This is a genomic window from Ruegeria sp. CDSB117 (genome assembly GCF_059611005.1).
In genome coordinates this window covers 70,156-90,953 of sequence record NZ_JBXWOS010000012.1, presented here as the reverse complement: position 1 = coordinate 90,953, position 20,798 = coordinate 70,156, and the positions used below count along the sequence as shown (strand labels likewise).

General features: G+C 57.5%; 29 protein-coding genes. 11 read left to right on the top strand and 18 right to left on the bottom strand.

Annotated elements, in window-relative coordinates; all coding sequences use genetic code 11:
- The first annotated feature begins 19 nt into the window (after positions 1-19).
- Positions 20-1,069, top strand: a complete 1,050-nt coding sequence (gene hemH, locus AC2FJC_RS14745) for a ferrochelatase (RefSeq protein WP_496740069.1) — start codon at positions 20-22, stop codon at positions 1,067-1,069.
- Positions 1,070-1,145: 76 nt separating this feature from the next.
- Here the strand turns inward: hemH and AC2FJC_RS14740 are convergent, their stop codons facing one another.
- The gene (locus AC2FJC_RS14740; RefSeq protein ID WP_496726682.1) at positions 1,146-1,328 is read right to left on the bottom strand and encodes a hypothetical protein; all 183 of its coding nucleotides are present in this window, start codon (positions 1,326-1,328) and stop codon (positions 1,146-1,148) included.
- Positions 1,329-1,468: 140 nt separating this feature from the next.
- Entirely contained in the window at positions 1,469-2,068 is a 600-nt protein-coding gene (locus tag AC2FJC_RS14735; protein WP_496736884.1) for a L,D-transpeptidase, read from the bottom strand.
- 169 nt (positions 2,069-2,237) lie between these two features.
- On the opposite strand from AC2FJC_RS14735, the gene dalA reads away from it, so the two are divergent.
- Positions 2,238-2,753: a divisome-associated lipoprotein DalA gene (gene dalA / locus AC2FJC_RS14730; protein ID WP_496740068.1), complete on the top strand. Its 516-nt coding sequence runs from the start codon at positions 2,238-2,240 to the stop codon at positions 2,751-2,753.
- A gap of 61 nt (positions 2,754-2,814) precedes the next feature.
- Here the strand turns inward: dalA and AC2FJC_RS14725 are convergent, their stop codons facing one another.
- The 7 genes from AC2FJC_RS14725 to AC2FJC_RS14695 form a co-directional block, all read right to left on the bottom strand.
- Complete coding sequence (locus AC2FJC_RS14725) at positions 2,815-3,279, bottom strand: PTS sugar transporter subunit IIA (RefSeq protein WP_496740067.1); 465 nt, start codon at positions 3,277-3,279, stop codon at positions 2,815-2,817.
- Positions 3,280-3,339: 60 nt separating this feature from the next.
- Positions 3,340-3,903 carry a ribosome hibernation-promoting factor, HPF/YfiA family gene (gene hpf, locus AC2FJC_RS14720; protein WP_058273067.1) on the bottom strand — a complete coding sequence of 188 codons (564 nt, stop codon included), beginning with the start codon at positions 3,901-3,903 and terminating at the stop codon, positions 3,340-3,342.
- A 253-nt stretch (positions 3,904-4,156) separates the two neighbouring features.
- A complete protein-coding gene (lptB, locus tag AC2FJC_RS14715; protein ID WP_058276524.1) occupies positions 4,157-4,915 on the bottom strand; it encodes an LPS export ABC transporter ATP-binding protein in 759 nt (252 codons plus the stop codon).
- Positions 4,915-5,406 (bottom strand): LptA/OstA family protein, encoded by a 492-nt coding sequence (locus AC2FJC_RS14710; protein WP_058272997.1) that lies wholly within the window; start codon positions 5,404-5,406, stop codon positions 4,915-4,917. Before AC2FJC_RS14710 ends, lptB begins: the two co-directional genes overlap by 1 nt.
- Before the next feature lie 3 nt (positions 5,407-5,409).
- Positions 5,410-6,009 carry an LPS export ABC transporter periplasmic protein LptC gene (lptC, locus tag AC2FJC_RS14705; protein WP_058272998.1) on the bottom strand — a complete coding sequence of 200 codons (600 nt, stop codon included), beginning with the start codon at positions 6,007-6,009 and terminating at the stop codon, positions 5,410-5,412.
- A gap of 15 nt (positions 6,010-6,024) precedes the next feature.
- Positions 6,025-6,987 (bottom strand): KpsF/GutQ family sugar-phosphate isomerase, encoded by a 963-nt coding sequence (locus tag AC2FJC_RS14700; RefSeq protein WP_496736888.1) that lies wholly within the window; start codon positions 6,985-6,987, stop codon positions 6,025-6,027.
- Positions 6,984-7,598 (bottom strand): ribonuclease D, encoded by a 615-nt coding sequence (locus AC2FJC_RS14695; RefSeq protein WP_496726685.1) that lies wholly within the window; start codon positions 7,596-7,598, stop codon positions 6,984-6,986. Before AC2FJC_RS14695 ends, AC2FJC_RS14700 begins: the two co-directional genes overlap by 4 nt.
- Before the next feature lie 134 nt (positions 7,599-7,732).
- On the opposite strand from AC2FJC_RS14695, the gene AC2FJC_RS14690 reads away from it, so the two are divergent.
- The 8 genes from AC2FJC_RS14690 to AC2FJC_RS14655 all read left to right on the top strand — a co-directional run bounded on the left by AC2FJC_RS14690 (position 7,733) and on the right by AC2FJC_RS14655 (position 14,769).
- Positions 7,733-7,996 (top strand): metal-sensing transcriptional repressor, encoded by a 264-nt coding sequence (locus AC2FJC_RS14690; RefSeq protein WP_496740066.1) that lies wholly within the window; start codon positions 7,733-7,735, stop codon positions 7,994-7,996.
- A 3-nt stretch (positions 7,997-7,999) separates the two neighbouring features.
- Complete coding sequence (locus AC2FJC_RS14685) at positions 8,000-9,232, top strand: MFS transporter (protein WP_496740065.1); 1,233 nt, start codon at positions 8,000-8,002, stop codon at positions 9,230-9,232.
- A 34-nt stretch (positions 9,233-9,266) separates the two neighbouring features.
- A complete protein-coding gene (locus tag AC2FJC_RS14680; protein WP_058273002.1) occupies positions 9,267-9,695 on the top strand; it encodes an Lrp/AsnC family transcriptional regulator in 429 nt (142 codons plus the stop codon).
- Between the two features lie 73 nt (positions 9,696-9,768).
- Positions 9,769-10,458: a lytic transglycosylase domain-containing protein gene (locus AC2FJC_RS14675; RefSeq protein WP_496740064.1), complete on the top strand. Its 690-nt coding sequence runs from the start codon at positions 9,769-9,771 to the stop codon at positions 10,456-10,458.
- 9 nt (positions 10,459-10,467) lie between these two features.
- Complete coding sequence (gene flhA / locus AC2FJC_RS14670; protein ID WP_496740063.1) at positions 10,468-12,555, top strand: flagellar biosynthesis protein FlhA; 2,088 nt, start codon at positions 10,468-10,470, stop codon at positions 12,553-12,555.
- On the top strand, positions 12,552-13,325 hold the full coding sequence (locus AC2FJC_RS14665) for a flagellar biosynthetic protein FliR (RefSeq protein ID WP_496740062.1): 774 nt from the start codon (positions 12,552-12,554) through the stop codon (positions 13,323-13,325). The genes flhA and AC2FJC_RS14665 overlap by 4 nt, the downstream gene beginning before the upstream one ends.
- The gene (gene flhB, locus AC2FJC_RS14660) at positions 13,322-14,407 is read left to right on the top strand and encodes a flagellar type III secretion system protein FlhB (RefSeq protein WP_496740061.1); all 1,086 of its coding nucleotides are present in this window, start codon (positions 13,322-13,324) and stop codon (positions 14,405-14,407) included. Before AC2FJC_RS14665 ends, flhB begins: the two co-directional genes overlap by 4 nt.
- Positions 14,407-14,769 carry a hypothetical protein gene (locus AC2FJC_RS14655; protein ID WP_496740060.1) on the top strand — a complete coding sequence of 121 codons (363 nt, stop codon included), beginning with the start codon at positions 14,407-14,409 and terminating at the stop codon, positions 14,767-14,769. Before flhB ends, AC2FJC_RS14655 begins: the two co-directional genes overlap by 1 nt.
- An 18-nt stretch (positions 14,770-14,787) precedes the next feature.
- On the opposite strand, the gene AC2FJC_RS14650 is transcribed toward AC2FJC_RS14655, so the two are convergent.
- From AC2FJC_RS14650 to AC2FJC_RS14610, 9 genes are read right to left on the bottom strand one after another with little or no spacing between them, the layout of a single operon-like run.
- Positions 14,788-15,315 carry a flagellar basal body-associated protein FliL gene (locus AC2FJC_RS14650; RefSeq protein WP_496740059.1) on the bottom strand — a complete coding sequence of 176 codons (528 nt, stop codon included), beginning with the start codon at positions 15,313-15,315 and terminating at the stop codon, positions 14,788-14,790.
- A gap of 10 nt (positions 15,316-15,325) precedes the next feature.
- On the bottom strand, positions 15,326-16,057 hold the full coding sequence (flgH, locus tag AC2FJC_RS14645; RefSeq protein WP_496740058.1) for a flagellar basal body L-ring protein FlgH: 732 nt from the start codon (positions 16,055-16,057) through the stop codon (positions 15,326-15,328).
- Positions 16,057-16,473: a flagellar basal body P-ring formation chaperone FlgA gene (gene flgA, locus AC2FJC_RS14640; RefSeq protein WP_496740057.1), complete on the bottom strand. Its 417-nt coding sequence runs from the start codon at positions 16,471-16,473 to the stop codon at positions 16,057-16,059. Before flgA ends, flgH begins: the two co-directional genes overlap by 1 nt.
- Positions 16,473-17,258 carry a flagellar basal-body rod protein FlgG gene (gene flgG / locus AC2FJC_RS14635; RefSeq protein WP_496740056.1) on the bottom strand — a complete coding sequence of 262 codons (786 nt, stop codon included), beginning with the start codon at positions 17,256-17,258 and terminating at the stop codon, positions 16,473-16,475. The genes flgA and flgG overlap by 1 nt, the downstream gene beginning before the upstream one ends.
- Before the next feature lie 16 nt (positions 17,259-17,274).
- Positions 17,275-17,982 carry a flagellar hook-basal body complex protein gene (locus AC2FJC_RS14630; protein WP_496740055.1) on the bottom strand — a complete coding sequence of 236 codons (708 nt, stop codon included), beginning with the start codon at positions 17,980-17,982 and terminating at the stop codon, positions 17,275-17,277.
- Positions 17,982-18,254, bottom strand: a complete 273-nt coding sequence (locus AC2FJC_RS14625; protein ID WP_282170851.1) for a flagellar biosynthetic protein FliQ — start codon at positions 18,252-18,254, stop codon at positions 17,982-17,984. The genes AC2FJC_RS14630 and AC2FJC_RS14625 overlap by 1 nt, the downstream gene beginning before the upstream one ends.
- Positions 18,255-18,258: 4 nt before the next feature.
- The gene (gene fliE / locus AC2FJC_RS14620; protein ID WP_282120920.1) at positions 18,259-18,549 is read right to left on the bottom strand and encodes a flagellar hook-basal body complex protein FliE; all 291 of its coding nucleotides are present in this window, start codon (positions 18,547-18,549) and stop codon (positions 18,259-18,261) included.
- Between the two features lie 11 nt (positions 18,550-18,560).
- Positions 18,561-18,947: a flagellar basal body rod protein FlgC gene (flgC, locus tag AC2FJC_RS14615; RefSeq protein ID WP_496740054.1), complete on the bottom strand. Its 387-nt coding sequence runs from the start codon at positions 18,945-18,947 to the stop codon at positions 18,561-18,563.
- A 12-nt stretch (positions 18,948-18,959) separates the two neighbouring features.
- Positions 18,960-19,346: a FlgB family protein gene (locus AC2FJC_RS14610; protein WP_496740053.1), complete on the bottom strand. Its 387-nt coding sequence runs from the start codon at positions 19,344-19,346 to the stop codon at positions 18,960-18,962.
- 86 nt (positions 19,347-19,432) lie between these two features.
- On the opposite strand from AC2FJC_RS14610, the gene AC2FJC_RS14605 reads away from it, so the two are divergent.
- Entirely contained in the window at positions 19,433-20,770 is a 1,338-nt protein-coding gene (locus AC2FJC_RS14605) for a FliI/YscN family ATPase (protein WP_496740052.1), read from the top strand.
- The last annotated feature ends 28 nt before the right edge of the window (positions 20,771-20,798 follow it).

The window sequence follows — 20,798 nt, the reverse complement described above, 5'->3', positions numbered from 1 at the left end:
AAATCTCAGGAAGCATCAGATGTTTGACGCCACTCGCCCCGATCATGCCCCAGCAGACCACCCCAAGGTCAAAATGGGCCGCGTCGGCATTCTGCTGGCCAATCTTGGCACGCCGGATGACTACAGCTATTGGCCGATGCGCCGGTATCTGAACGAGTTTTTGTCGGACCAGCGCGTAATCGACTATCCCAAGTGGAAATGGCAGCCGATTCTGCAGGGCATCATCCTGTCCAAGCGCCCGTTCAGTTCGGGCGAGGCCTACAAGTCGATCTGGAACCATGACAAGGGCGAAAGCCCGCTGATGACGATCACCAAGGATCAGACAGCAAAGCTGCGCGACGCGATGCATGAACGATATGGCGATCAGGTGATGGTCGATTTCTGTATGCGCTACGGCAACCCTTCGACCAAATCCAAAGTGCGTGAGATGGTTGCCGCGGGCTGCGACCGCATCCTGTTCTTTCCGCTTTACCCGCAATACGCTGGCGCGACGACCGCCACGGCAAACGATCAGTTCTTCCGTGCTCTGATGGACGAAGCCTGGCAACCTGCCGCGCGCACTGTTCCCGCCTATTTCGACGAGCCAGCTTATATCGACGCTTTGGCCGGGTCAGTGGAACAAGCCTATGCCGCGCTGGAGACCAAACCGGATTACCTGGTTTGTTCTTATCACGGCATGCCAGAGCGCTATTTGCAGCAGGGCGACCCCTATCATTGCCAATGCGCGAAAACGAGCCGATTGTTGAAGGAACGGCTGGGCTGGTCGGACGATCAGCTGGTCTCAACCTTCCAATCGCGATTCGGTCCCGAGGAATGGCTGAAACCCTATACCGTGGATCACGTGGCTGATCTGGCGCGGCAGGGAAAGAAGAACATCGCCGTGATAGCGCCCGCGTTTTCCGCCGATTGCATCGAGACGCTGGAAGAGATCAACGAAGAGATCAAGGAAAGCTTTGAAGAGGCTGGCGGTCAGACCTTTACCTATATCCCCTGCCTCAATGACGATGATTCGCACATTGGCGCACTGGGCAAGGTAATCGAAGACAATCTGAAGGGCTGGCTCGACTGACCGATTCCCACCAAATAAATATGAAAAAAGGCGGTGGATCACTCCACCGCCTTTTCTCTAGATTTAGCTCGTCAAATTAGCTTGCTGCAACAGCTGCGGCAACTACGACCAGCAGGACCAGCGGCAGGATGATACCCTGCGACGAACCCTGAGTTTCCTCTACAACAACCGGTGCTTCAACAACCGGCTCTTCCAGGTTACCGGCATAAGCGGTCGAAGCAGCAGCAGTAAATGCAGCGGCGAGAACGAGTTTTTTCATATTAACCTCCAGAGTTTGCACGGCTCCATCAATCGGATCCGCACACCTAAGACTTACCTCGTGGTTTTTTTCTAATCAGCTATATGGCTGGAATGCAATTGCAACTTGAGCCACAAGCGGGTTCGTGCGCGAAAATGTCGTCATATTAGCAACACTTGCGTGCCGACCTTCGCCATCGAGAACAGTTCAGCGATATCTTCGTTGAACAGGCCGATGCATCCGTTCGACGACCGGCGACCGATTTTGCGCGTGTCATGCGTTCCGTGAATCCGGTAGTATTTCCAACTCAGGTATAAAGCATGTGTTCCCAATGGGTTATCAGGGCCCGGTGGAATATGGTCCGGCCATTCGGGATTTCGTTTCTTCATAGAAGGTGTCGGCGACCAACTGGGACCCTCAACTTTGCGGATGACGCTGGTGCGGCCCCGGCGGGTCAATTCTTCGGTCAGCGGAACGGATGAGGGGTAGAGTTTGTATACAGATTGATCATCTGACCAATAATGCAGCGCTCGGGACACCGTATCGACCAGAATGGCCCCATTTCTCGTATTCGAGAAATAAGGCTGCCAATCCAGGGCGCGGAACCCCGAGACATTGCGACGCACGTCTGGCTCGGCCTCGGGGGCTGGGCGCAGTGGGTCACCAGGAACGTACTGGGCAATCGCCGGCGATGCCAACAAGGCCGAAGCACCGGCCAGAAATGCTCGGCGGCTAGATGAGTGAATAGGTTTCTTGACCATAGTGACCGGTCCTTTGCGAAAGTTGTCCTGAAATTTTCACGTATTTTATTGCCAGAATGCGTCAATCGCAAATCAAACCGGCAGAAACATGCAAGAATCAGCCATTGCAGGTTTGCCGAAGGCTGCATGGCGCGCTATGCCGTATGTCGACACAATAATCAGGTCGATCATGACGCGTATTATCACATTACTGTTTCTTTGCTTTGTTGCGCTGGCTGCATGTACCCCAAGCAGCACCCCAACTTACGGATCGGATGGCCGTCCACTGCCGTCGGTCTACAAAATCCGCGGCAACCCCGAAAAGCTCCAGTTCCGCATGCTGGATTCGGTAAATGCCTTGCGCCAGGCTCAGGGTTTGCAGGCGGTGCAGCTGAACTCGCAGCTGAATGCCGCGGCCGCGACCCACTCTAAGGACATGGCGCGTCAGAACCGCCCGTGGCACTTCGGATCGGATGGATCGTCGCCCATAGATCGCGCGCAACGCGTCGGTTACAACGGAACTTTCCTGGGTGAGGCGATCTCGGAAACCTATGAGACCGAAACCGAAACCTTGGCCGCCTGGATGCAGGAACCTGGCCCCCGAGCCGTGATCATGGACCCGAAAGCCTCACAAATGGGCTTTTCCTGGCATCAGGAAAGTGGTGGGAAAATCTGGTGGACGCTGGAAATGGGAGCAGGCGGGTAACCAAAAGCCGCCTCGAAGAAAAAAGCCCCCAGTTTTCGGGGGCTTTTTTATTTCAGCAAGGTCAGGCGGCCTGCATGGACTGAGCTTCGGTCAGAATCGCGTAAAGCTTGACCGGATCAGGGTTGGCCCGCAGTTTTGTGCAAACAGACGTATCACGCAGTGTACGGGACACCAGCGCAAGCGCCTTAAGGTGATCGACACCCGCCTCTTCCGGCGCAAACAGTGCAAAAGCGATGTCCACCGGCTGCCGGTCGACCGATCCAAAATCAATCGGTTTTTCGAGCATTACAAACACACCCGAGACAGAGGCCAGATCTGTCAGCCGAGCGTGAGGCAAGGCGACACCGTGTCCAACCCCGGTCGGTCCAAGGCTTTCGCGCTCCAGCAAGCAATCGACGACAGTCTGCGCATCCAGGTGCAAAGTCCCGGCAGCAACATCGCCAATTTCCTGAAACAACCGCTTCTTACTAGAAGCGGCGGACAACACACGTACTGCTTCGGGCTTTAATATGCTCGAAAGCTCCATCATCACGCTCCACGGCGGGGCCCCTGCAATTGCAGGGGCGTGCCTTGCTAGTCTTGCCTGTTACGGATCAATCCAGCCGATATTACCATCTTCGCGACGGTACACGACATTCAATCCGTCCTTGTTTTCGTTCCGGAACACCAACACCGGTGCACCGGCAAGTTCCATCTGCATGACCGCCTCTCCAACACTCAGCGATGGGATCTTGGTTTCCATCTCAGCCACGATCATGGGCTGCAGAGTATCGGGCTCGTCAGCCGTCTCTGATTCGTCAGAGGCGAGGATATAAGACGACGCTCCGAAGAGTTCAACAGGCTCGGACCGATCCTTGTGGTGGTCTTTCAGGCGGCGCTTGTAGCGGCGCAGTTGCGTTTCCATCTTGTCGCAGCATCCCTCAAACGCCGCGTAAATCTCGGTTGCATGTGCCTTGGCCTGAGCGGTCAGACCAGTGGAAAGATGCACTGTGGTTTCGCATACATATTCATGCGCTGAACGGGAAAAGACGACGTTGGCATCTGTCGGACGTTGGGCATATTTGCCCACGACCTCGCCCAGTTCGGTCTGCACATGAGTCTGCAGGGCCGCACCGATGTCGATCTGTTTTCCGCTGATTTGGTAACGCATGTGATCTCCTTCACAATTCACACCCATTTCTGACGTCACGTAATGCGACGCGCTTGTTTTTATCGGGTGGGGGACATCGGCAAATCCTGCGGTAACCGCACCGGCCCCCCTTCCAGGAAGGGGCGTCGTGATCCAGTCGGGAACCGAAGAAATGCCATAGTCCAATTGAGGCAAGAGACGGCGGGAGAGTCAATCAAAACAGGCGTGTATATACGTGATTTCCGCCATGCGTCCGGCGAAAATCTGCGCAAGCTTATGAAATACGGAAGTTTTCGCCCAGGTACACCCGGCGCACGTTTTCGTTTTCAACCACTTCGTCGGGTGTGCCGGACATAAGGACCTGACCGTCATGCAGGATGTAGGCACGATCCACAATTTCGAGTGTTTCGCGTACGTTGTGATCGGTGATCAACACGCCGATTCCACGTTTTTTCAGGTCCGCAACCAGATGGCGAATATCCCCGACGCTGATCGGGTCGACCCCCGCAAAGGGTTCATCCAACAACAGATATTTCGGATCTGCTGCCAAACAGCGCGCGATCTCGACCCTGCGGCGTTCACCGCCCGACAGGGCCAGCGCGGGTGCGCGGCGCAGGTGTTCGATCGAGAAGTCGGACAACAGCTCTTCCAGCCGCTCTTTTCGGCGGTGGGCGTGGTTGACGGTGATATCCAGAACGGCGGCGATGTTGTCCTCGACACTCATGCCACGGAAAATCGACATCTCTTGCGGCAGATATCCGATCCCAAGACGCGCGCGGCGATACATAGGCAGCGTTGTGACAACCTGACCGTCAATCGTAACAGTGCCCGCCTCAGGAAACACAAGGCCCGCGACCGAATAGAATGTGGTGGTCTTGCCTGACCCGTTCGGGCCCAAAAGCGCAACCACCTCGGATCGGCCCAAGGTCATGGAAACGTCGCGGATCACTGTCTTTTTTCGGTAAGACTTGCGAAGCTTTTCGATTTTCAGGCCAGAGGTGCCTTCGGCTACCGTCAGGTTTGGCTGAGCCATCAGTTGGCCCCCTGCTGCAGGATGGTCTTCACGTTGCCGGTCATCGTCGCTTTGCCAGTGGTCAGGTTGGCGTTCATCTGGTCGCCGCTGATCGTGCTTGGCCCCTGCAACAGCAGAACGTTGCCCTTCATGACGATCTCACCTGAATCGATGGTGTATTCCGCCCAATCGCCTTCGGCCGCATCCGGAGGGCTGACCAGAATCACATCCTCTGTCGCCTCCATCCGTTCGATGCCTGAACGGTCTTCGTTATAAATAACTAGCACGCGTTCCGCCGTCAGACGCATTTCGCCCTGAATGACGATCACGTTGCCCAGAAACTCGGCCGAGCCGTCTTCCTGATTTACGTTCAGCTTTTCCGAGGTCACCTCGACCGGCAGGCTTGGGTCGGCATTGGCCGAACCGAAAGCAACCTGAGTTTCCTGCGCTGTCGCAGAGATCGCACCAGTTACCAGAGCAGCACTTACAAGGGCTAATCGAAAATAGAACACAGGTTATCTTTCTGCTTTTTGAGGCTCATACACCAACTTCACGCCATCTGTAAAAATAATATGGACCGGTCCATCTTTTTTTTCAGTCCCAAATGTCATTCTGCCCGCAGTAAAATCACCAATAATACCGGTTCCGTCGACCTGGCCGGGCGTGTCGCCCTGAATTTCGTCCAGCGCGGTGTTCAATAGATCCGTTGTGACGACGATGCCGTCCGTTGTTGTTATAACCACATCCCCGACAAAGGTAGCCGTATTCTTGTCCGGACGGATCATGCCAGAGTTGGAATCCAAAGTGATTACGCCGCCATTCAGCAGGCCAAAGCGGCCCCGAAATTCGGCCGCTGTTGGCGCTTCGCCCTCAGTACCCTGCGTTGCCCGGCTTGCCTCGATCTGAACGTCTTCGCCTTTGCGGGTCGTTCCTTGGTAATTGGGCTGCGTCACCACCTGATCCGCCAAACGTTCATCGATATCCTGCTGGTTGAAGGGCACGGACACATTGGTTTCGATGCTGCGCGACAGCAGGAACACAGTCGACAGCATAGCGATAGCCACCAACGGCAGCACCACCTTGAAGAACTGTACCCTGCGTGAGTGTCCGTCCACCGCACTACCCTCCGCTTAGCCCAATCCGACGCGCAGGCAGTCGTGGATATGCAACAGCCCCTCGGCTGGGCCTTGTGTCTCGGGGTCGACCACGAACAGCGAAGTGATCTTGCGGTCGTTCATGATCGCCACCGCCTCTTCCGCCATTGCGTTCGGGGAAATGGTCAGCGGATTGGTGGTCATGACCTCTTTGGTGGTCTTGTCCAGAAGGCCGTCCATATTCCGGCGCAAGTCGCCGTCAGTCACGATGCCAATCAGGCGGCCCGTCTCATCCGTCACGCCGACAACACCAAAGCTTTTCTGGCTCATGACCAGCAGCGCCTCGCTCATGGGGGTGCCCTCAGAAACAACTGGCAGATCGGCGTGCATCAAATCCCGCACGGTTGAAAGCTGCGCCCCCAGCTTGCCGCCAGGGTGGAAGGCGCGGAAGTCCTCGGGCTTGAAATCACGGTACTTCATCAACGCAATGGCCAAGGCGTCGCCCATCGCCAACGTCAAAGTGGTCGAGATCGAGGGCACCATGCCAAAACCGCAAGCCTCGCCCAGCGACGGGATCAACAGATGCACATCCGCCTGCTTCATCAGCGTGCTTTCCGGTTTGCTGGACAAACCAATCAAGGGAATGCCAAAGCGGCGGGTAAAGGCCAGCAGATTGACCAGCTCCGGCGCTTCGCCCGAATTGGAAATCGCCAGAACCACATCGCCTTTTGACACCATGCCCAGATCGCCATGGCTGGCCTCGGCCGGGTGCACGAAATAGGCGGGCGTGCCGGTGCTGGCCAGCGTGGCGGCAATCTTGTGGCCAATATGACCCGATTTGCCGATACCGCTGATGATGATGCGGCCCGGAGCCTGTAGGATCATCTGCACGGCTTCGGCAAAATCTTCATTCAGGCTTTCGGCCAGCACGTCCAACGCGCGGGCTTCGTCGGTGATGACCTGACGTGCGGTTCTCAGGAATGCTTCGGTATCGGTCATGAGTGCGCAAAAATATCCGTTTCGGGCCAACCGGCGAGGTCCAGTTTCGCACGCATCGGCAGGAATTCAAAACAGGCCTGCGCCATTTCGGTGCGGCCCTCGCGGGCCAAGCGCCCGTCCAACGCCTCGCGCAGCTGATGCAGGTACAGTACGTCAGAAGCCGCATAATCCAGCTGCGCATTTGTCAGGGCTTCGGCGCCCCAGTCGCTCATCTGCTGCTGTTTGGAGATATCGACACCGATCAACTCCTGACACAGGTTCTTCAGCCCGTGGCGATCCGTATAGGTTCGCACCAACCGGCTGGCGATCTTGGTGCAATAGACCGGAGCCGCCAGCGCGCCAAACGCGTGGTACATCGCAGCGATATCGAAACGCCCAAAGTGGAACAGTTTCAGCACGTCGGGGTTTTCCAGCATCGCACACAGGTTCGGGGCCTCGGTCTGCCCCTTTTCGACCTGAACGATGTGGCTGTTTCCGTCGCCGCCTGACATCTGGATCACGCACAGCCGGTCCCGATGCGGATTCAGACCCATGGTCTCGCAGTCGATGGCCACAACAGGGCCCATATCCAACCCGTCCGGCAGGTCGTTTTTGTAAAGATGATTTGCCACGGGGCTTGTCCTTTGTCCGGTATCGTCCCCGAGATAGGAGGTTTGGTCCCTAAACTCAACGCCATCCATAACGGGGCGGCAGGGACCCGTACGATACGTTGACCATATCCCTATGGGGTGGATAGGGTTATTACATGACACAGCACAAACACGAGTCGCACCCGCAGATCCATGCGCGTTTGAAACGGGCGCACGGACATTTGGCCAGGGTAATATCCATGCTCGAAGATCAAGACCACTGCACCGACATCGCACAGCAGCTTTTTGCGGTTGAAAAGGCGATTACCAACGCCAAACGGGCCTTGATCCACGATCATATTGATCATTGCCTGTCACCAACCACCGCAGCCAAAGACCCGGACGTGGAAGACTTCAAAACCATCACAAAGTACCTCTGACCGATGCTGAGCGTCCTGAAGAACCGTGTCTATCGGCATTTACTGGCGGCTCAGGTGGTTGCGTTGATGGGAACCGGGCTGGCGACGGTTGCCTTGGGGTTGCTCGCCTTTGATTTGGCCGGTGACGCGGCAGGTATGGTTCTGGGAACCGCCCTGACCATCAAGATGGTGGCCTACGTGGTTGTCGCCCCGCTCGCCGCTGCGTTTGCGGAACGGCTGGACCGACGCAAAATGTTGGTGGTGCTAGATCTGGTGCGTGCCGCCGTTGCGCTTTGTCTGCCGTTCGTAACCGAGATCTGGCAGATCTATGTGTTGATCTTCCTGCTGCAATCGGCCTCTGCCGGTTTCACCCCTGCCTTTCAGGCAACGATCCCGGATGTTCTGACAGATGAGCAGGACTATACCAAAGCCCTGTCGCTGTCCCGGCTGGCCTATGACCTCGAAAGTCTGCTCAGTCCCGCTCTGGCTGCAGCGCTGTTGTTGATCATTAGCTTTGACAGCCTGTTCTGGGGCACAAGCTTTGGGTTCGTTGCCTCGGCAATCCTTGTCGTGTCGGTCGCCCTGCCTTCGCCCAAACCGACGAAACGCAGGGGGGGTTACGACCGGACAACCCGGGGCATTCGCCTATACCTTGGTACGACACGGTTGCGCGGTTTGCTGGCGCTGACGTGGACGGCCGCGTCACTCAGCGCGATGGTCATCGTCAACACTGTCGTCATCGTGCGCGCCGATCTTGGACTGTCGGAAAGTGCTGTGGCCGTTGCATTGGCCGGGTATGGCGGCGGCTCGATGGTGGCGGCCTTCATCCTGCCGTCTCTTCTGAACAACTACGAGGATCGCAGCGTTATGCTGGCTGGTGCAGCATTCGGGACACTTACGATGGCCGTTGCAGCGGGGTTGTTCGCCTCGACCCAGATGACTTTGTGGGGGCTCGCGGTGTTATGGGCGGGTGCTGGCTTTGGCTATTCAGCCACTCTGACACCGTCCGGCCGCCTGCTGACACGCACGGCCTGCCCGGAAGACCGACCAGCAGTTTTCGCCGCGCAGTTCACCCTGTCCCATGCCTGCTGGCTGGTGCTGTACCCGTTGGCCGGGTGGCTGATGACCACCAAAGGGACCGAACAGACATTGATCTGGATGACTATTGCAGGCCTTGCGGGGCTTGGTATTGCCCTTCTGATCTGGCCGCGCTCCAAGCAGAAGATCACGTCGGGCGAACACGCTGACAAACCTTGAGCATCCCAAGGTATTTGCACTACACCTTGGACCTATGGATCAGCTTGACCGCCGCATCATCACAGCCCTGCAGCACAACGCCCGCGAATCTACGACTAAGATCGCGGCGAAACTGGGTGTGGCCCGGACCACCGTGCACGAACGCATCCAACGGATGGAAGAACGCGGCGTGATTGCCGGGTATTCGGTGGTTCTGAGCGCCCCTGAAGACGCCCCGCGCGTTCAGGTCGTTGTCTTGCTTGAGGTTCAGCAAAAAGAGACCAAACGTATTATCAAGCGGCTGGAAACTTATCCCGAGGTCAAACTTTGCCTGTCGATCAATGGGGAATTCGACCTGCTGCTGTCCGCCGAAGCCCCCAGGATCGAGGATCTGGACATACTGGTCGACGAATTGGCAAAGATCCCCGGGGTTTTGCGAACCAACACCAGTGTCGTGTTCGGCCGCCGGATCGACCGAAACTAAGCGGCCGATAACCCTCTGTAAACCCTGACACAGCTAGCTTGGCCCGGACTGATCAGAATCCCGGACCGGCAGAATGCCATATCGAACGATCTTAGGACTGACCTTGGTGATGCTGTTGGCTGCGCCGCAGGGTTTTGCCATGCCCAACACCCGAACAGCCCGTATCTGCGACCACGCCGCCCAGCGCGCCGCCCGGTCCGAAGGTGTGCCACTAGATGTCATGCGCGCCATTGTCCGCGTTGAAACGGGCCGCACAGCTGACGGGGCACTGCAACCCTGGCCCTGGACGATCAATGTTGAAGGAAAGGGCATTTGGTTCACCTCAGAGTTCGAGGCAAAATCATATGTGTTCGACATCTTCAAAGCAGGCAAACGCAGCTTTGATATCGGGTGCTTCCAGATCAATTACCGTTGGCACGGCAAGGCGTTCCGCTCGATCGACGCCATGTTCGACCCAGATGAAAACGCCACATATGCCGCGCGGTTTCTGAAAGAGCTGTATGCCGAGCTGGGCTCGTGGAAAGCTGCCGCCGGGGCCTATCACTCGCGCACACCCGCTTTGGCGAACGCCTACGTGACGCGTTTTCAAACCGTTCTGGCTCAGTTGGATCAGCAAACTCCAAACGCATTTGCGACGCGCGATCCGTTTACCGGGGCTGCCGATCCACTAATTCGACCTCGGGCGGAGCCTGCCAACACTGGCGCTATGGGATCGCTGGTGCCGGTGGCCGGCGCAGCGAGTGCCTTTATCCAGTTCAACTAGGAGCTCTGTGTGCCCAAGATCGACGTCCGTTCGCTTTTCTCTCCGACCGTGCTGCTGGCGCTGGCGTTGATGACGGTCATCGTGATGATGATCCTGCCGATGCCCGCATGGGTACTGGATGTTGGCTTGTCCGCTTCATTTGCATTGGCGATTCTGATCTTCACTCTGACGTTGTTCATCGAACGCCCGCTGGATTTTTCGTCCTTCCCAACCATCCTGCTTGCCTCGCTGATGCTGCGGCTGTCGCTGAACGTGTCCTCGACCAAGCTGATCATCGGTCAGGGCCATACCGGCCCCAGTGCTGCCGGAGACGTGATCGAGGGGTTTGCGAATTTTGTTATGGGCGGCAGCATCTTTCTGGGCCTCGTCGTTTTTGGTGTGCTGCTGATCGTGAACTTTATGGTCATCACCAAGGGCGCGGCCCGCATGGCCGAGGTCGGCGCGCGGTTTGCTCTGGACGGAATGCCTGGCAAACAGCTGGCCATCGACAGCGACATGTCCGCCGGGGCCATTGATCATCAGCAAGCGAAAGAGCGCCGCGAACGTGAACAACAGGAAACCACGTTCTTCGGCTCGCTCGACGGGGCCTCGAAATTCGTCAAGGGGGATGCGGTTGCGGGGCTGTTGATCACGCTTCTCAACCTTGTGATGGGCCTGATTATGGGCGTGATTGTGCAGGGAATGCCCATCTCTGCCGCGTTTGAGACCTATGCCATTCTGACTGTCGGCGACGGGCTGGTTTCGCAAATTCCCGCTGTGATCATCTCGATCGCCTCGGCGCTATTGCTGGCGCGGGGTGGTACTCAGGGTGCAACCGACAGCGCGATTTTTTCGCAATTGGGTCGGCATCCGGCCGCTTTGGGCACAGTGGCCATGCTGATGGTCTTGTTTGCGCTGGTGCCCGGCCTGCCCTTTCTGCCCTTCATCCTCGGCGCGGGCGTTCTGGGGTATGCGGCATACTCGGTTCACCGCAAACAAAAGGCCGAAACAGACGCGGAACAGGCACCTTCATCCGAGGATGAAACCCCGGTTTCCCAAGCCATCGGGGACATTCTGGATCTGGATGATGTTCATCTGGAATTCGCCCCTGATCTTGTCAGCATGGTTCTCAACCCCGGCACCGGGTTGGACGCACGAATTGCCAATATGCGCACATATGTCGCCTCAGGCTTTGGACTGATCCTGCCTGACATCCGCCTGACCGACCGGGCAGAACTTCCACTGGGAACCTATGTGATCAAGGTACAGGGGGTCGAGCAGGCACGCGGTGTTCTCAACCCAGATCTGGTATTGGCGCTGGTGCAGGACGGCCATGACATGCTGCCCGAAGGCAATGATGTGACCGAACCTGTTTATGGCGCCCCGGCGCGCTGGATTCTACCAAAGGATCAGGAAGCCGCGGCGCTGAGCGGCGCGACCATCGTTTCTCCCCCCGAGATTTTGGCGACCCATCTGCTTGAGATCATCAAGCAGAACTTCGCGCGGCTGCTGACTTTGAAATCCCTGCGCCGCCTGCTGTCCGAGATGACACGGCTTAGCGATCCGGTTCGGGCCGAAGCGAACCGCAAGTTGCTGGACGAGCTGATCCCGGACAAGGTGCCAATCGACACGTTACATTCTGTATTGCGCCTGCTGCTGGAGGAAAAAGTCTCGATCCGTAACATGGCCCTGATCCTTGAAACTGTGGCTGAGGCGCGCCTGACGACGACCCAACCCGAAGGGATTTGCGAACTGGTCCGGCAGAGATTGGGTTTCCAGTTGGTTGCCGACATGAAGCGGGGAGACGGTTCCATTCCGCTGATCCAGCTTGCGCCTGAATGGGAAGACACGTTTGCCTCGTACCAGATCGACGCGCCCAACGCCGGATTGGATGTCGCCCTGCCGCCGAACCTGTTCAACAAACTGGCAGATGGTGTCGTCGAAACCGTCTCGCAATCCGCTGATCACGGGGTGTTCCCGGCCGTCGTGACCTCGACCCGCCGGCGTCGATTGCTGCGCACGATCATGCAGGCGCGGGGGGTGTCGAATCCGGTCCTGTCCTTTGAGGAAATCGGGCTCGAGGCCAGACCCGCATTGGTCGGAACAGTACCCGCATGATCACCGTGCCTCCAGCGTTGCTGCCGGAACTGGCAGATGGTCTGTGGCATCTCTTTGCCGTCTTCCTGCGCGTGTCGGCGCTGGTATCGCTATTACCCGCCTTCGCGGAACGCAGCATTCCAACCCGCGTCAAGCTGGGGATCGCCGCGGCATTTACACTGATCGTTACGCCCGCTGTTCCTGCGCCCGACCACGGGCAAGGGGTGTTGCCTTTGGTGCGGATGATTGGCACCGAAACACTTGTCGGATTGGCAATGGGCATTTGTTTGCGTTTGTTCGTGCTGGCCTTGCAAACTGCGGGGTCCATCGCGGCGCAATCGACATCGCTGTCACAGATTCTAGGCGGGGCCGCTGTCGATCCTGTTCCTGCAATGGGATATCTGTTGACACTCGCAGGTCTGACATTGGCGGTTCTGCTGGGCCTGCACATCCGCGTCGCGCAGTTCTTGATCCACAGTTACACGCTGTTTCCAATGGGTGTTGTTCCACTGGCACCGGACCTGTCGCAGTGGGGCGTCCAACATATCGCGCGCAGTTTTGGTCTGGCGTTCAGCCTGGCCATGCCCTTTGTCATCGCGTCGCTGATCTATAACCTTGCGCTTGGGGTCATAAACCGGGCGATGCCACAGTTGATGGTAGCCTTTGTCGGCGCCCCCGCGATCACCTTCGCGGGTTTGTTTCTGCTGTTTGCGGGCACCACTTTGATCTTGTCTGTTTGGTCCGATGCCCTGTTCGCCTTCATTGTGAACCCGCTTGAGGTTGCAAGATGAGCGGTCAGGACGACGACAGTGACAAGTCCTTTGACGCGACACCGCAAAAGCTGCAGAAGGCGCGCGAAAAAGGGGAAATCGCCAAGTCCAACGACATGAACGTTGTGGCGGCCTATGTCGGTTTGTTGATTGCCATGCTTGCTGCGGGGCAATTCGCTGTGGACCGTATGGGCACATTGTTCATCGTATTGATTGATCAGGCAGATGATTTTGGCCAACTGCTGACAACAGGTTCGGCTTCCAGCCCTGTGGGAGGGATGCTGCAGACGGCTGCTTGGTCTATTTCGATCCTGTTTGGCCTACCTACTGCCGCCGTCCTGCTCAGCCTGATTTCGCAACGTGCGCTTGTTTTTGCGCCCACCAAACTGAAACCCAAGCTGTCGCGCATTTCGATACCGTCCAATGCGAAGAACAAATTTGGACGCAGCGGCTTGTTCGAATTTGCCAAGAGCTTTGCAAAACTGGTGATCTATTGCACATGCCTGGCGCTTTTCCTGCGGGCCAACCTCAGCGAGATTCTGTCCGCAAGCGCGACCCAAGCCCAGTCTTCAGTGATGTTTATGATGAATCTGCTATTTCGGTTCATGTTCATCGTCATTGCGGTGGCTCTGGCCATCGGGGTGATCGATTACATCTGGCAATACGCCGAACACATGCGCAAGAACCGGATGTCGCGCAAGGAAATGCAGGATGAGACCAAAGATGCCGAAGGCGACCCGCATGTAAAACAACAGCGCCGCCAGCGCGCCCAGGACATCGCAACCAATCAGATGATGGCCGAGGTGCCAAAAGCCGATGTCGTGATCGTGAACCCAACCCATTTTGCCGTCGCGCTGAAATGGTCCCGGACCGCCGGATCAGCGCCCGTCTGCGTGGCCAAGGGCGTGGATTCCGTGGCCGCCGCGATCCGCGAGGCCGCCGGGGCGTCTGGCGTCCCGATCCATCCCGATCCGCCAACGGCACGTGCGCTGCACGCCACTGTTGAGATCGGGCAGCAGATCTCGGAAGAACATTACCGCCCCGTTGCCGCCGCTATTCGGTTTGCCGAGGCGATGCGCAAACGGGCGAAGGAGCAGATCTGATGAACTGCAAGCAGCTGCAGGATCTGGCAAAAGTTACCGAAGCCGCGTTTCAGCGAGAATTCCAATCCCTGCGCCCGTTGCTCGAGGCCGAGGCACGGGTACAACAACAATTGGCCCGACTTGACGCCCAAGTCCAACAAACCCGGCAAGAGACAGCGTCTGCGGAAGGTTACCGTATTACCGGAACGGATGTTCTTTGGAACGGGTGGGAATCGGCGACACGCAGGCAGCTCAACATGCAGCTTGCGCGGTTACGAGCACAAAAGCTGACAGCCCTTACGAATCTGCGCGTCGCATTCGGGCGCAAGCAGGCGGTTTCCAATTTATGCAAAAAACCCAATAAGGATTTGCCCGTTATCTAACCAGGGCCGGTCGACCCGTCACGTATCCTGACGGTTCACACTCATGATCAGAACCTTTGAGACATCGTCCCCTAAATCCTTGCGCGCCTCATCCAGCAGCGCCTCGCGTAAGACCCCCAGGTTATCCGAGCGGGTGAAGTTCCCGTCAAAACCACCGGTATTGGCGTGGTCGAACAGCACCTGTAAAAAGCGGTCACGCAGCTTGGGTTCCGAGGCATAGAACGGCTCGGCCATTCCAGGTGTGACCTCAAGGCTTAGCGACATGGTGACAAGTGCTGCAATCCGATCAGATTCCACGATCGGAACCACGAATTGCTTGGTCAGCTTCAGATACTCATAAGAACCCGAACCTTCCTTTTTGTCCGCTTTTCCAGACCTTTTTGCCGTGGCTTTCGGGTCTATCTTCTTAGTCTTGTCTTGTCTTGACTCGACGTTCATATCTTTGGCAACTTCTGCCTTTTTGTCCGAAGGGGCCAGAAACACGCCTGCCGCGATGCCGCCACCCAAGCCCGCGAAAAGAAGGACGACCGGGATCAGTTTTTTCATCACTCTCTCCTCAGAATGGCAAAATTGAATCCAGGATTTGCTGCCCGTAACGGGGCTGCTGAACGTCAGTGATCTGACCGCGACCACCGTAGGACACGCGCGCCGACGCGATCTTGTCATAGGTAATCTCATTCTGGCGCGAGATATCCTGAGGGCGCACATAGCCCGCGACCAAAAGCTCACGCAGTTCAAAGTTGACGCGCAATTCCTGCGAGCCCGAGATCGAAAGCACCCCGTTTGGCAAAACATCAATCACGGTCGCGGCCACCCGCAATGTCAGCTTTTCTTTTCGCTTCACTGATCCCTTGCCTTTGCTGGTCGACGAGGAATCGATCGACACGGCTTCGTCCAGGGATGCGCCATTTGGCAGGTGCTCGGCCGCGCGTTGCGGCAAGCCAAACAGCCCCGGCACCTCAAGACTTTCCGAGCCGCTACGGGATCGGTTGGTGTCATTCGATATCTCGGCCTTTTCGTCCAACTCGATCACGACCGTCATGATGTCCCCTTTCTTGATCGCGCGCTGATCTCCCAGCAGGGACTGCTGGCCACCGCTCCAAAGCGAGGACTTGTCAACGTTACGCGCCGGCTGCGTATGCAAGGGCAAGCCGGGCCAAAGCATCGCCACATGTTCCGGCGATTCATCATTGGGCGTAAAGCTTGGCGGTTTGCCAAGGTGATCCACGCGGCCACAGGCCGACACGGTGAGAACGGCAATCAACAGAGTTTTGGAAAGTGCTGACATCATTTTACCTCAATCTGGCCGTTCGACCGGATACGTCCGGTGACGGTTGTGCGTGACGACAGGTTCATGACCCGGATTCGATCCCCGACCGCGCCACGGCCCAATGCGCGACCCTCGGCGGTGATGGACAGGGGGCGACGGTCAAAAACAAGAACGACAAGATCGTTTCGATCCACAATTGCCGGCGGACCGAAATCGCCCTCACGAATAGGACGCCCGGGGTAGAGGGCGACGCGCGCCTCTTGCCCAACAAGAAAGTCCACATTGCTCACCGCGTTTGGAACCATCTGATCCTTGGTTTCCAGGGCAGTGGCTGAAATGATTTCCTTGGCCCGAATGGTGCGTTTCGACACCACAATTTCAGCCATTGCCGGGATCGGAGCCGTCAAGGCCAGAACAAAACTCAGAGCCCGCATCACCGCACCTGCGTCGTTGCGCCCATCATCTGATCGACGGCGGATATGACCTTGGCATTCATTTCATATCCTCGCTGTGCCTCAATCAGTTCGGTAACCTCGCGCACCGCATCGACCGAACTGTCCTCAAGATAGCCCTGCCGCAGCGTGCCCATCCCATCCTCTCCGGGTGCGCCAACCACGGGCGCGCCCGAAGCTTCGGTTTCTTTGAACAGGTTGCTGCCAATCGCCTCGAGCCCCTTGGCGTTGGAAAAACTGGCCAAAGTGAACTCTCCCAGCAGTTGCCCCTCTGGCGCGTCATCGAAATAGGCGTAAACTTCACCCGCGGGGTTAATCGAGATCGACCGCGCATCGTCGGGAATGGTGATCTCGGGCGCTACGGCAAACCCGTCCGATGTTACGATCAGCCCCTCGGCTGATCGTTTCAGGCTGCCATCGCGGGTATAGCCGGACTGGCCGTTGGGCAGCGTCACCTCCAGGTAACCGCGCCCTTCGATGGCGACATCCAGATTGCTTCCGGTGGCCGACAAAGCACCCTGCGATAGCTGCACGGTCACCGCCGCCGGGCGAACCCCAAGACCTAACTGGATACCTGTTGGCAAAACCGTACCGTCATTGGCATTAACCGCGCCTGCTCGTGCCATCTGCTGATAGTGCAGATCGGCGAATTCGGCGCGCCTTGCGTTGAAACCTGTGGTGTTCATATTCGCGAGGTTGTTCGAGATCGTCTCGACTCGCATCTGCTGCGCTGTCATTCCCGTCGCTGCGATTTTTAAAGCCCGCATGTCAAATTCTCCTTGTTCAAATCAGCGCCTTGAGCGCACCGCGCACACGTTCGTCTTCGGACTCCAGAAAGCTCTGCCCCAATTCATAGGCGCGCTGGATCTCGACCATGCGCGAGACCTGGGCGATGGCATTCACATTCGATCCTTCGAGAAAACGGTGAACGACCACAGGTTCTTCGACTGGTTCAATATCGCCCTCGGCCCGAAACTGCGTGCTGCCTTCGCGCACCAGCGTTTTGGGATCGGCAACGCTGTATACCCCGATTTGGCCCAGCAATTGCCCGTCGACACTCAGCGTACCGTCGCTGCCGACATCAATGGATGCCGCGTCCGGCGGGATAAAAACGGGCGCTCCATTGCTGTCCAGCACGCGGTGCCCATCCATAGTCACCAGATCCCCGTCCGCGTTGGATGAGAACGCACCGGCACGGGTCAGACGGTTGCCCGCGGGGGATTCAACCATAAAGAACCCATCCCCTTCGATGGCGAAGTCGAACTGCCCTCCGGTTTCGGTCAGCACGCCTTGCTGCAGCGAGGTATTGCGCACTTCGGCACGGCTCATGGACAGGGATGGATTTCCGGGCATATCGCGTACGAATTCCGAGAACACCAAACCTTGCGCGCGGTAGCCCGTGGTATTGGCGTTGGCGATGTTGTTCGCGACCAGCCGCATTTCGTTTATCAGACCCGATTGCCGGGACAGGGTGACATAGGCGGTATCCATCAGCGACCTCCTGCGATTAAAGGGATGAGTGTTCCTGAAAAAAAGGTGACCAGCGTCTGGGTCATGAATCCCATGGAAATCCAGAACACGATGACTATGGCGATCAGTTTGGGCACAAAGGTCAGCGTCATCTCCTGCACCGAGGTCAGCGCCTGGAACAGACCAACGATCAGGCCCGAAACCAGCGCCACCGCCAGGATCGGAACCGAAGTGATGACTGCGACCCAAAGCGCCTGACGTACGATGTCATAGAACAGACCTTCGCTGAGCATTGCGTCAGACCGGCATCCGCAGGATTTCCTGATAGGCCTCGACCACCTTGTTGCGCACGATCACAGCCGTTTCCACGGCCAGTTCGGTCTGCGCCAGCGCCTGAACCAAGGCATGCGGATCCGCATGCCCGGTCATTGCGGCCTGCGACATCTGCTCGGACTGTTTCAACGTCGCCGCAAAATCCTGAAACCCAGACCGCAGCCCCTGCGCCATTCCGGCATGGTCTGGATCAGCCTGCGTTGCCGGGCGCGCGCCTGCATAACTCTGGGCCGCATTGATTGCTCGGATATCCATTCTGGTGTCCTTTACTTTCTGAGGAGGTCCATCAGGCTCGACGACATCTGACGTGTCTGATCGAACATCTTGAGGTTGGCTTCGTAACTGCGCTGCGCCTCGCGGGCGTCGGCGATCTCGATCATCAGATCGACGTTCGAGCCGCGAAAATGGCCTGTGTCATCGGACATCGGATGACTTGGGTCATAGACGCGCGACAGCGCGCGGCGGTCCAGCTTGACCCGCCCTGCCTGCACCATTTCTTTGCCGTCTTTGTTCACGGCTTCAAACGGGACCGTCTTGCGCCGATAACCCGGTGTATCCGCGTTCGAGATGTTTTCGGACACATGGCGCAAACGCGCGGCCTGTGCGCGCAAGGCGCTGGCAGAGGCGGTCAGAGAATGGGAAAAGTCACTCATCCTACGGCCCCCTTATGCCCGGCCGGCGCTGCTGCGCAGAATGTTCATTGAAGATTTGTAGATCGCCAGGGCGCGGTCATGCTGACGCTTGACTTCAACGCCTTTTAGCATCTCTTCCTCGACGGAAACGCCATTGCCGTTTGGGTCACGCGAAGGGGTGGCTTCAATCTCAGCCCAGGGCTTTGGGCCACCAACACCATTCAGATGTCCCGCCCGCGTGGCAGTCATTGCGACCTCACGACCCGAGCTTTCGAATGCTTTTTGAAAGGCCTCGATATCACGGGGCTGGTAGCCTGGCGTATCCGCGTTGGCCATGTTTCGTGCAATGACGGATTGCCGTTGCCCGGCATGTGTTGCCATTGCGTACGCGGTCTTAAAGACGTTCAGGTCATAGAACATCGGGGCTTCTCCCTCGATCAATTTCAATCAAGGCTTAACCCCGATTCCTTTAAAAACCGTTTTCAGAAACCGTTGGAGAACCCACGATGTCCGATCTCGACCCGATGCTATTGAAATGTGAAATCGACCGCCTGACTGCCACACGCCATATGGGGCATGTGGCCAGCGTCGCGCGCGGGTTTATAGAAGTTGAAGGCATCGCAGCACATGCGCGGATCGGGGATCATGTGACCTTACGCCGACGCAATGGGCCGGATCTGGCAGGCGAGATATTGCATGTCGAATCGGATCTGATTCACATGCTGCCCGCCACGGCTCCGGACGGGGTCTGCCTTGGTGACAGAGTGATTCTGAACCAAACACCAGCCTTTGCGCCTGGAATGCACTGGTTGGGACGGGTGGTCGACCCGTTTGGCAATCCATTGGACGGAAAACCGCTGCTGTCGGGAATTCAGGAGCAGGACATAATGCAAGCCCCTCCACCTGCGGTCGATCGCAAACCTTTGGGTCAACGAATGGAGACTGGTCTTGCGATGCTGAACACTATGCTGCCCATCGTTCAGGGTCAGCGCATTGGACTGTTCGCCGGTTCGGGCGTGGGAAAGTCCACTTTGCTGGCGACTCTGGCGCGGTCGATGCAGGCGGATGCAGTTGTCGTCGCGCTGGTCGGTGAGCGTGGGCGCGAGGTCAACGAGTTTGTCGAACATGCACTGGGTTCCGACGGAATGAAGCGGTCAGTCGTCGTGGCCGCAACGTCTGATCAGTCCGCCCTGGCGCGCCGCCGATGTGCCTGGTCCGCGATGTCGGTGGCAGAATACCTGCGCGATCAGGGTCTGAACGTGCTGTTTCTGGCGGATTCGGTCACTCGGTTTGCCGAGGCGCATCGTGAGATTGCCGTGGCCATGGGCGAACAGCCTTCGCTGCGCGGATTTCCCCCTTCTGTAACCCCTTTAATTGCCGCCCTGTGCGAGCGGGCCGGGACAGGCACGGAAGAGCAGGGCGACATCACAGCCGTGTTCAGCATTCTGGTTGCAGGATCTGATATGGATGAACCCATTGCCGACATCCTGCGCGGTGTTCTGGACGGCCACATTGTCCTGAGCCGTGAGATTGCCGAACGCGGCCGGTTTCCAGCCATTGACCTGGGCCGCTCGGTCTCGCGCAGCCTGCCGAGTGCGGCCACGGCGGAGGAGAACCTGTTGATATCCCAAACCCGCCGACTGGTTGGCAGCTATGAGCAATCCGAAGTTATGATCAGGGCCGGGCTTTACTCCGAGGGCGCGGACCCACTTCTCGATCAGGCGGTGCGTGTTCATGATGATCTGGACGGCTTTTTCGCCAAACCCGAAACAGAAGACATCCAGAACAGCTTCAACCTCCTGCAGCTGATCCTGCGTCGGGCAGGAACCGCTTTGGCGCAGTAGAGATATCTCGACAGTTTTAAACGTTAAG

Coding starts and splice junctions, on each gene's coding strand:
- hemH (WP_496740069.1), top strand. CDS start 20: ATGTTTGACGCCACTCGCCCCGATCATGCCCCAGCAGACCACCCCAAG.
- AC2FJC_RS14740 (WP_496726682.1), bottom strand. CDS start 1,328: ATGAAAAAACTCGTTCTCGCCGCTGCATTTACTGCTGCTGCTTCGACC.
- AC2FJC_RS14735 (WP_496736884.1), bottom strand. CDS start 2,068: ATGGTCAAGAAACCTATTCACTCATCTAGCCGCCGAGCATTTCTGGCC.
- dalA (WP_496740068.1), top strand. CDS start 2,238: ATGACGCGTATTATCACATTACTGTTTCTTTGCTTTGTTGCGCTGGCT.
- AC2FJC_RS14725 (WP_496740067.1), bottom strand. CDS start 3,279: ATGGAGCTTTCGAGCATATTAAAGCCCGAAGCAGTACGTGTGTTGTCC.
- hpf (WP_058273067.1), bottom strand. CDS start 3,903: ATGCGTTACCAAATCAGCGGAAAACAGATCGACATCGGTGCGGCCCTG.
- lptB (WP_058276524.1), bottom strand. CDS start 4,915: ATGGCTCAGCCAAACCTGACGGTAGCCGAAGGCACCTCTGGCCTGAAA.
- AC2FJC_RS14700 (WP_496736888.1), bottom strand. CDS start 6,987: ATGACCGATACCGAAGCATTCCTGAGAACCGCACGTCAGGTCATCACC.
- AC2FJC_RS14690 (WP_496740066.1), top strand. CDS start 7,733: ATGACACAGCACAAACACGAGTCGCACCCGCAGATCCATGCGCGTTTG.
- AC2FJC_RS14685 (WP_496740065.1), top strand. CDS start 8,000: ATGCTGAGCGTCCTGAAGAACCGTGTCTATCGGCATTTACTGGCGGCT.
- AC2FJC_RS14680 (WP_058273002.1), top strand. CDS start 9,267: ATGGATCAGCTTGACCGCCGCATCATCACAGCCCTGCAGCACAACGCC.
- AC2FJC_RS14675 (WP_496740064.1), top strand. CDS start 9,769: ATGCCATATCGAACGATCTTAGGACTGACCTTGGTGATGCTGTTGGCT.
- AC2FJC_RS14665 (WP_496740062.1), top strand. CDS start 12,552: ATGATCACCGTGCCTCCAGCGTTGCTGCCGGAACTGGCAGATGGTCTG.
- flhB (WP_496740061.1), top strand. CDS start 13,322: ATGAGCGGTCAGGACGACGACAGTGACAAGTCCTTTGACGCGACACCG.
- AC2FJC_RS14655 (WP_496740060.1), top strand. CDS start 14,407: ATGAACTGCAAGCAGCTGCAGGATCTGGCAAAAGTTACCGAAGCCGCG.
- AC2FJC_RS14650 (WP_496740059.1), bottom strand. CDS start 15,315: ATGAAAAAACTGATCCCGGTCGTCCTTCTTTTCGCGGGCTTGGGTGGC.
- flgH (WP_496740058.1), bottom strand. CDS start 16,057: ATGTCAGCACTTTCCAAAACTCTGTTGATTGCCGTTCTCACCGTGTCG.
- flgA (WP_496740057.1), bottom strand. CDS start 16,473: ATGCGGGCTCTGAGTTTTGTTCTGGCCTTGACGGCTCCGATCCCGGCA.
- flgG (WP_496740056.1), bottom strand. CDS start 17,258: ATGCGGGCTTTAAAAATCGCAGCGACGGGAATGACAGCGCAGCAGATG.
- AC2FJC_RS14630 (WP_496740055.1), bottom strand. CDS start 17,982: ATGGATACCGCCTATGTCACCCTGTCCCGGCAATCGGGTCTGATAAAC.
- AC2FJC_RS14625 (WP_282170851.1), bottom strand. CDS start 18,254: ATGCTCAGCGAAGGTCTGTTCTATGACATCGTACGTCAGGCGCTTTGG.
- fliE (WP_282120920.1), bottom strand. CDS start 18,549: ATGGATATCCGAGCAATCAATGCGGCCCAGAGTTATGCAGGCGCGCGC.
- flgC (WP_496740054.1), bottom strand. CDS start 18,947: ATGAGTGACTTTTCCCATTCTCTGACCGCCTCTGCCAGCGCCTTGCGC.
- AC2FJC_RS14610 (WP_496740053.1), bottom strand. CDS start 19,346: ATGTTCTATGACCTGAACGTCTTTAAGACCGCGTACGCAATGGCAACA.
- AC2FJC_RS14605 (WP_496740052.1), top strand. CDS start 19,433: ATGTCCGATCTCGACCCGATGCTATTGAAATGTGAAATCGACCGCCTG.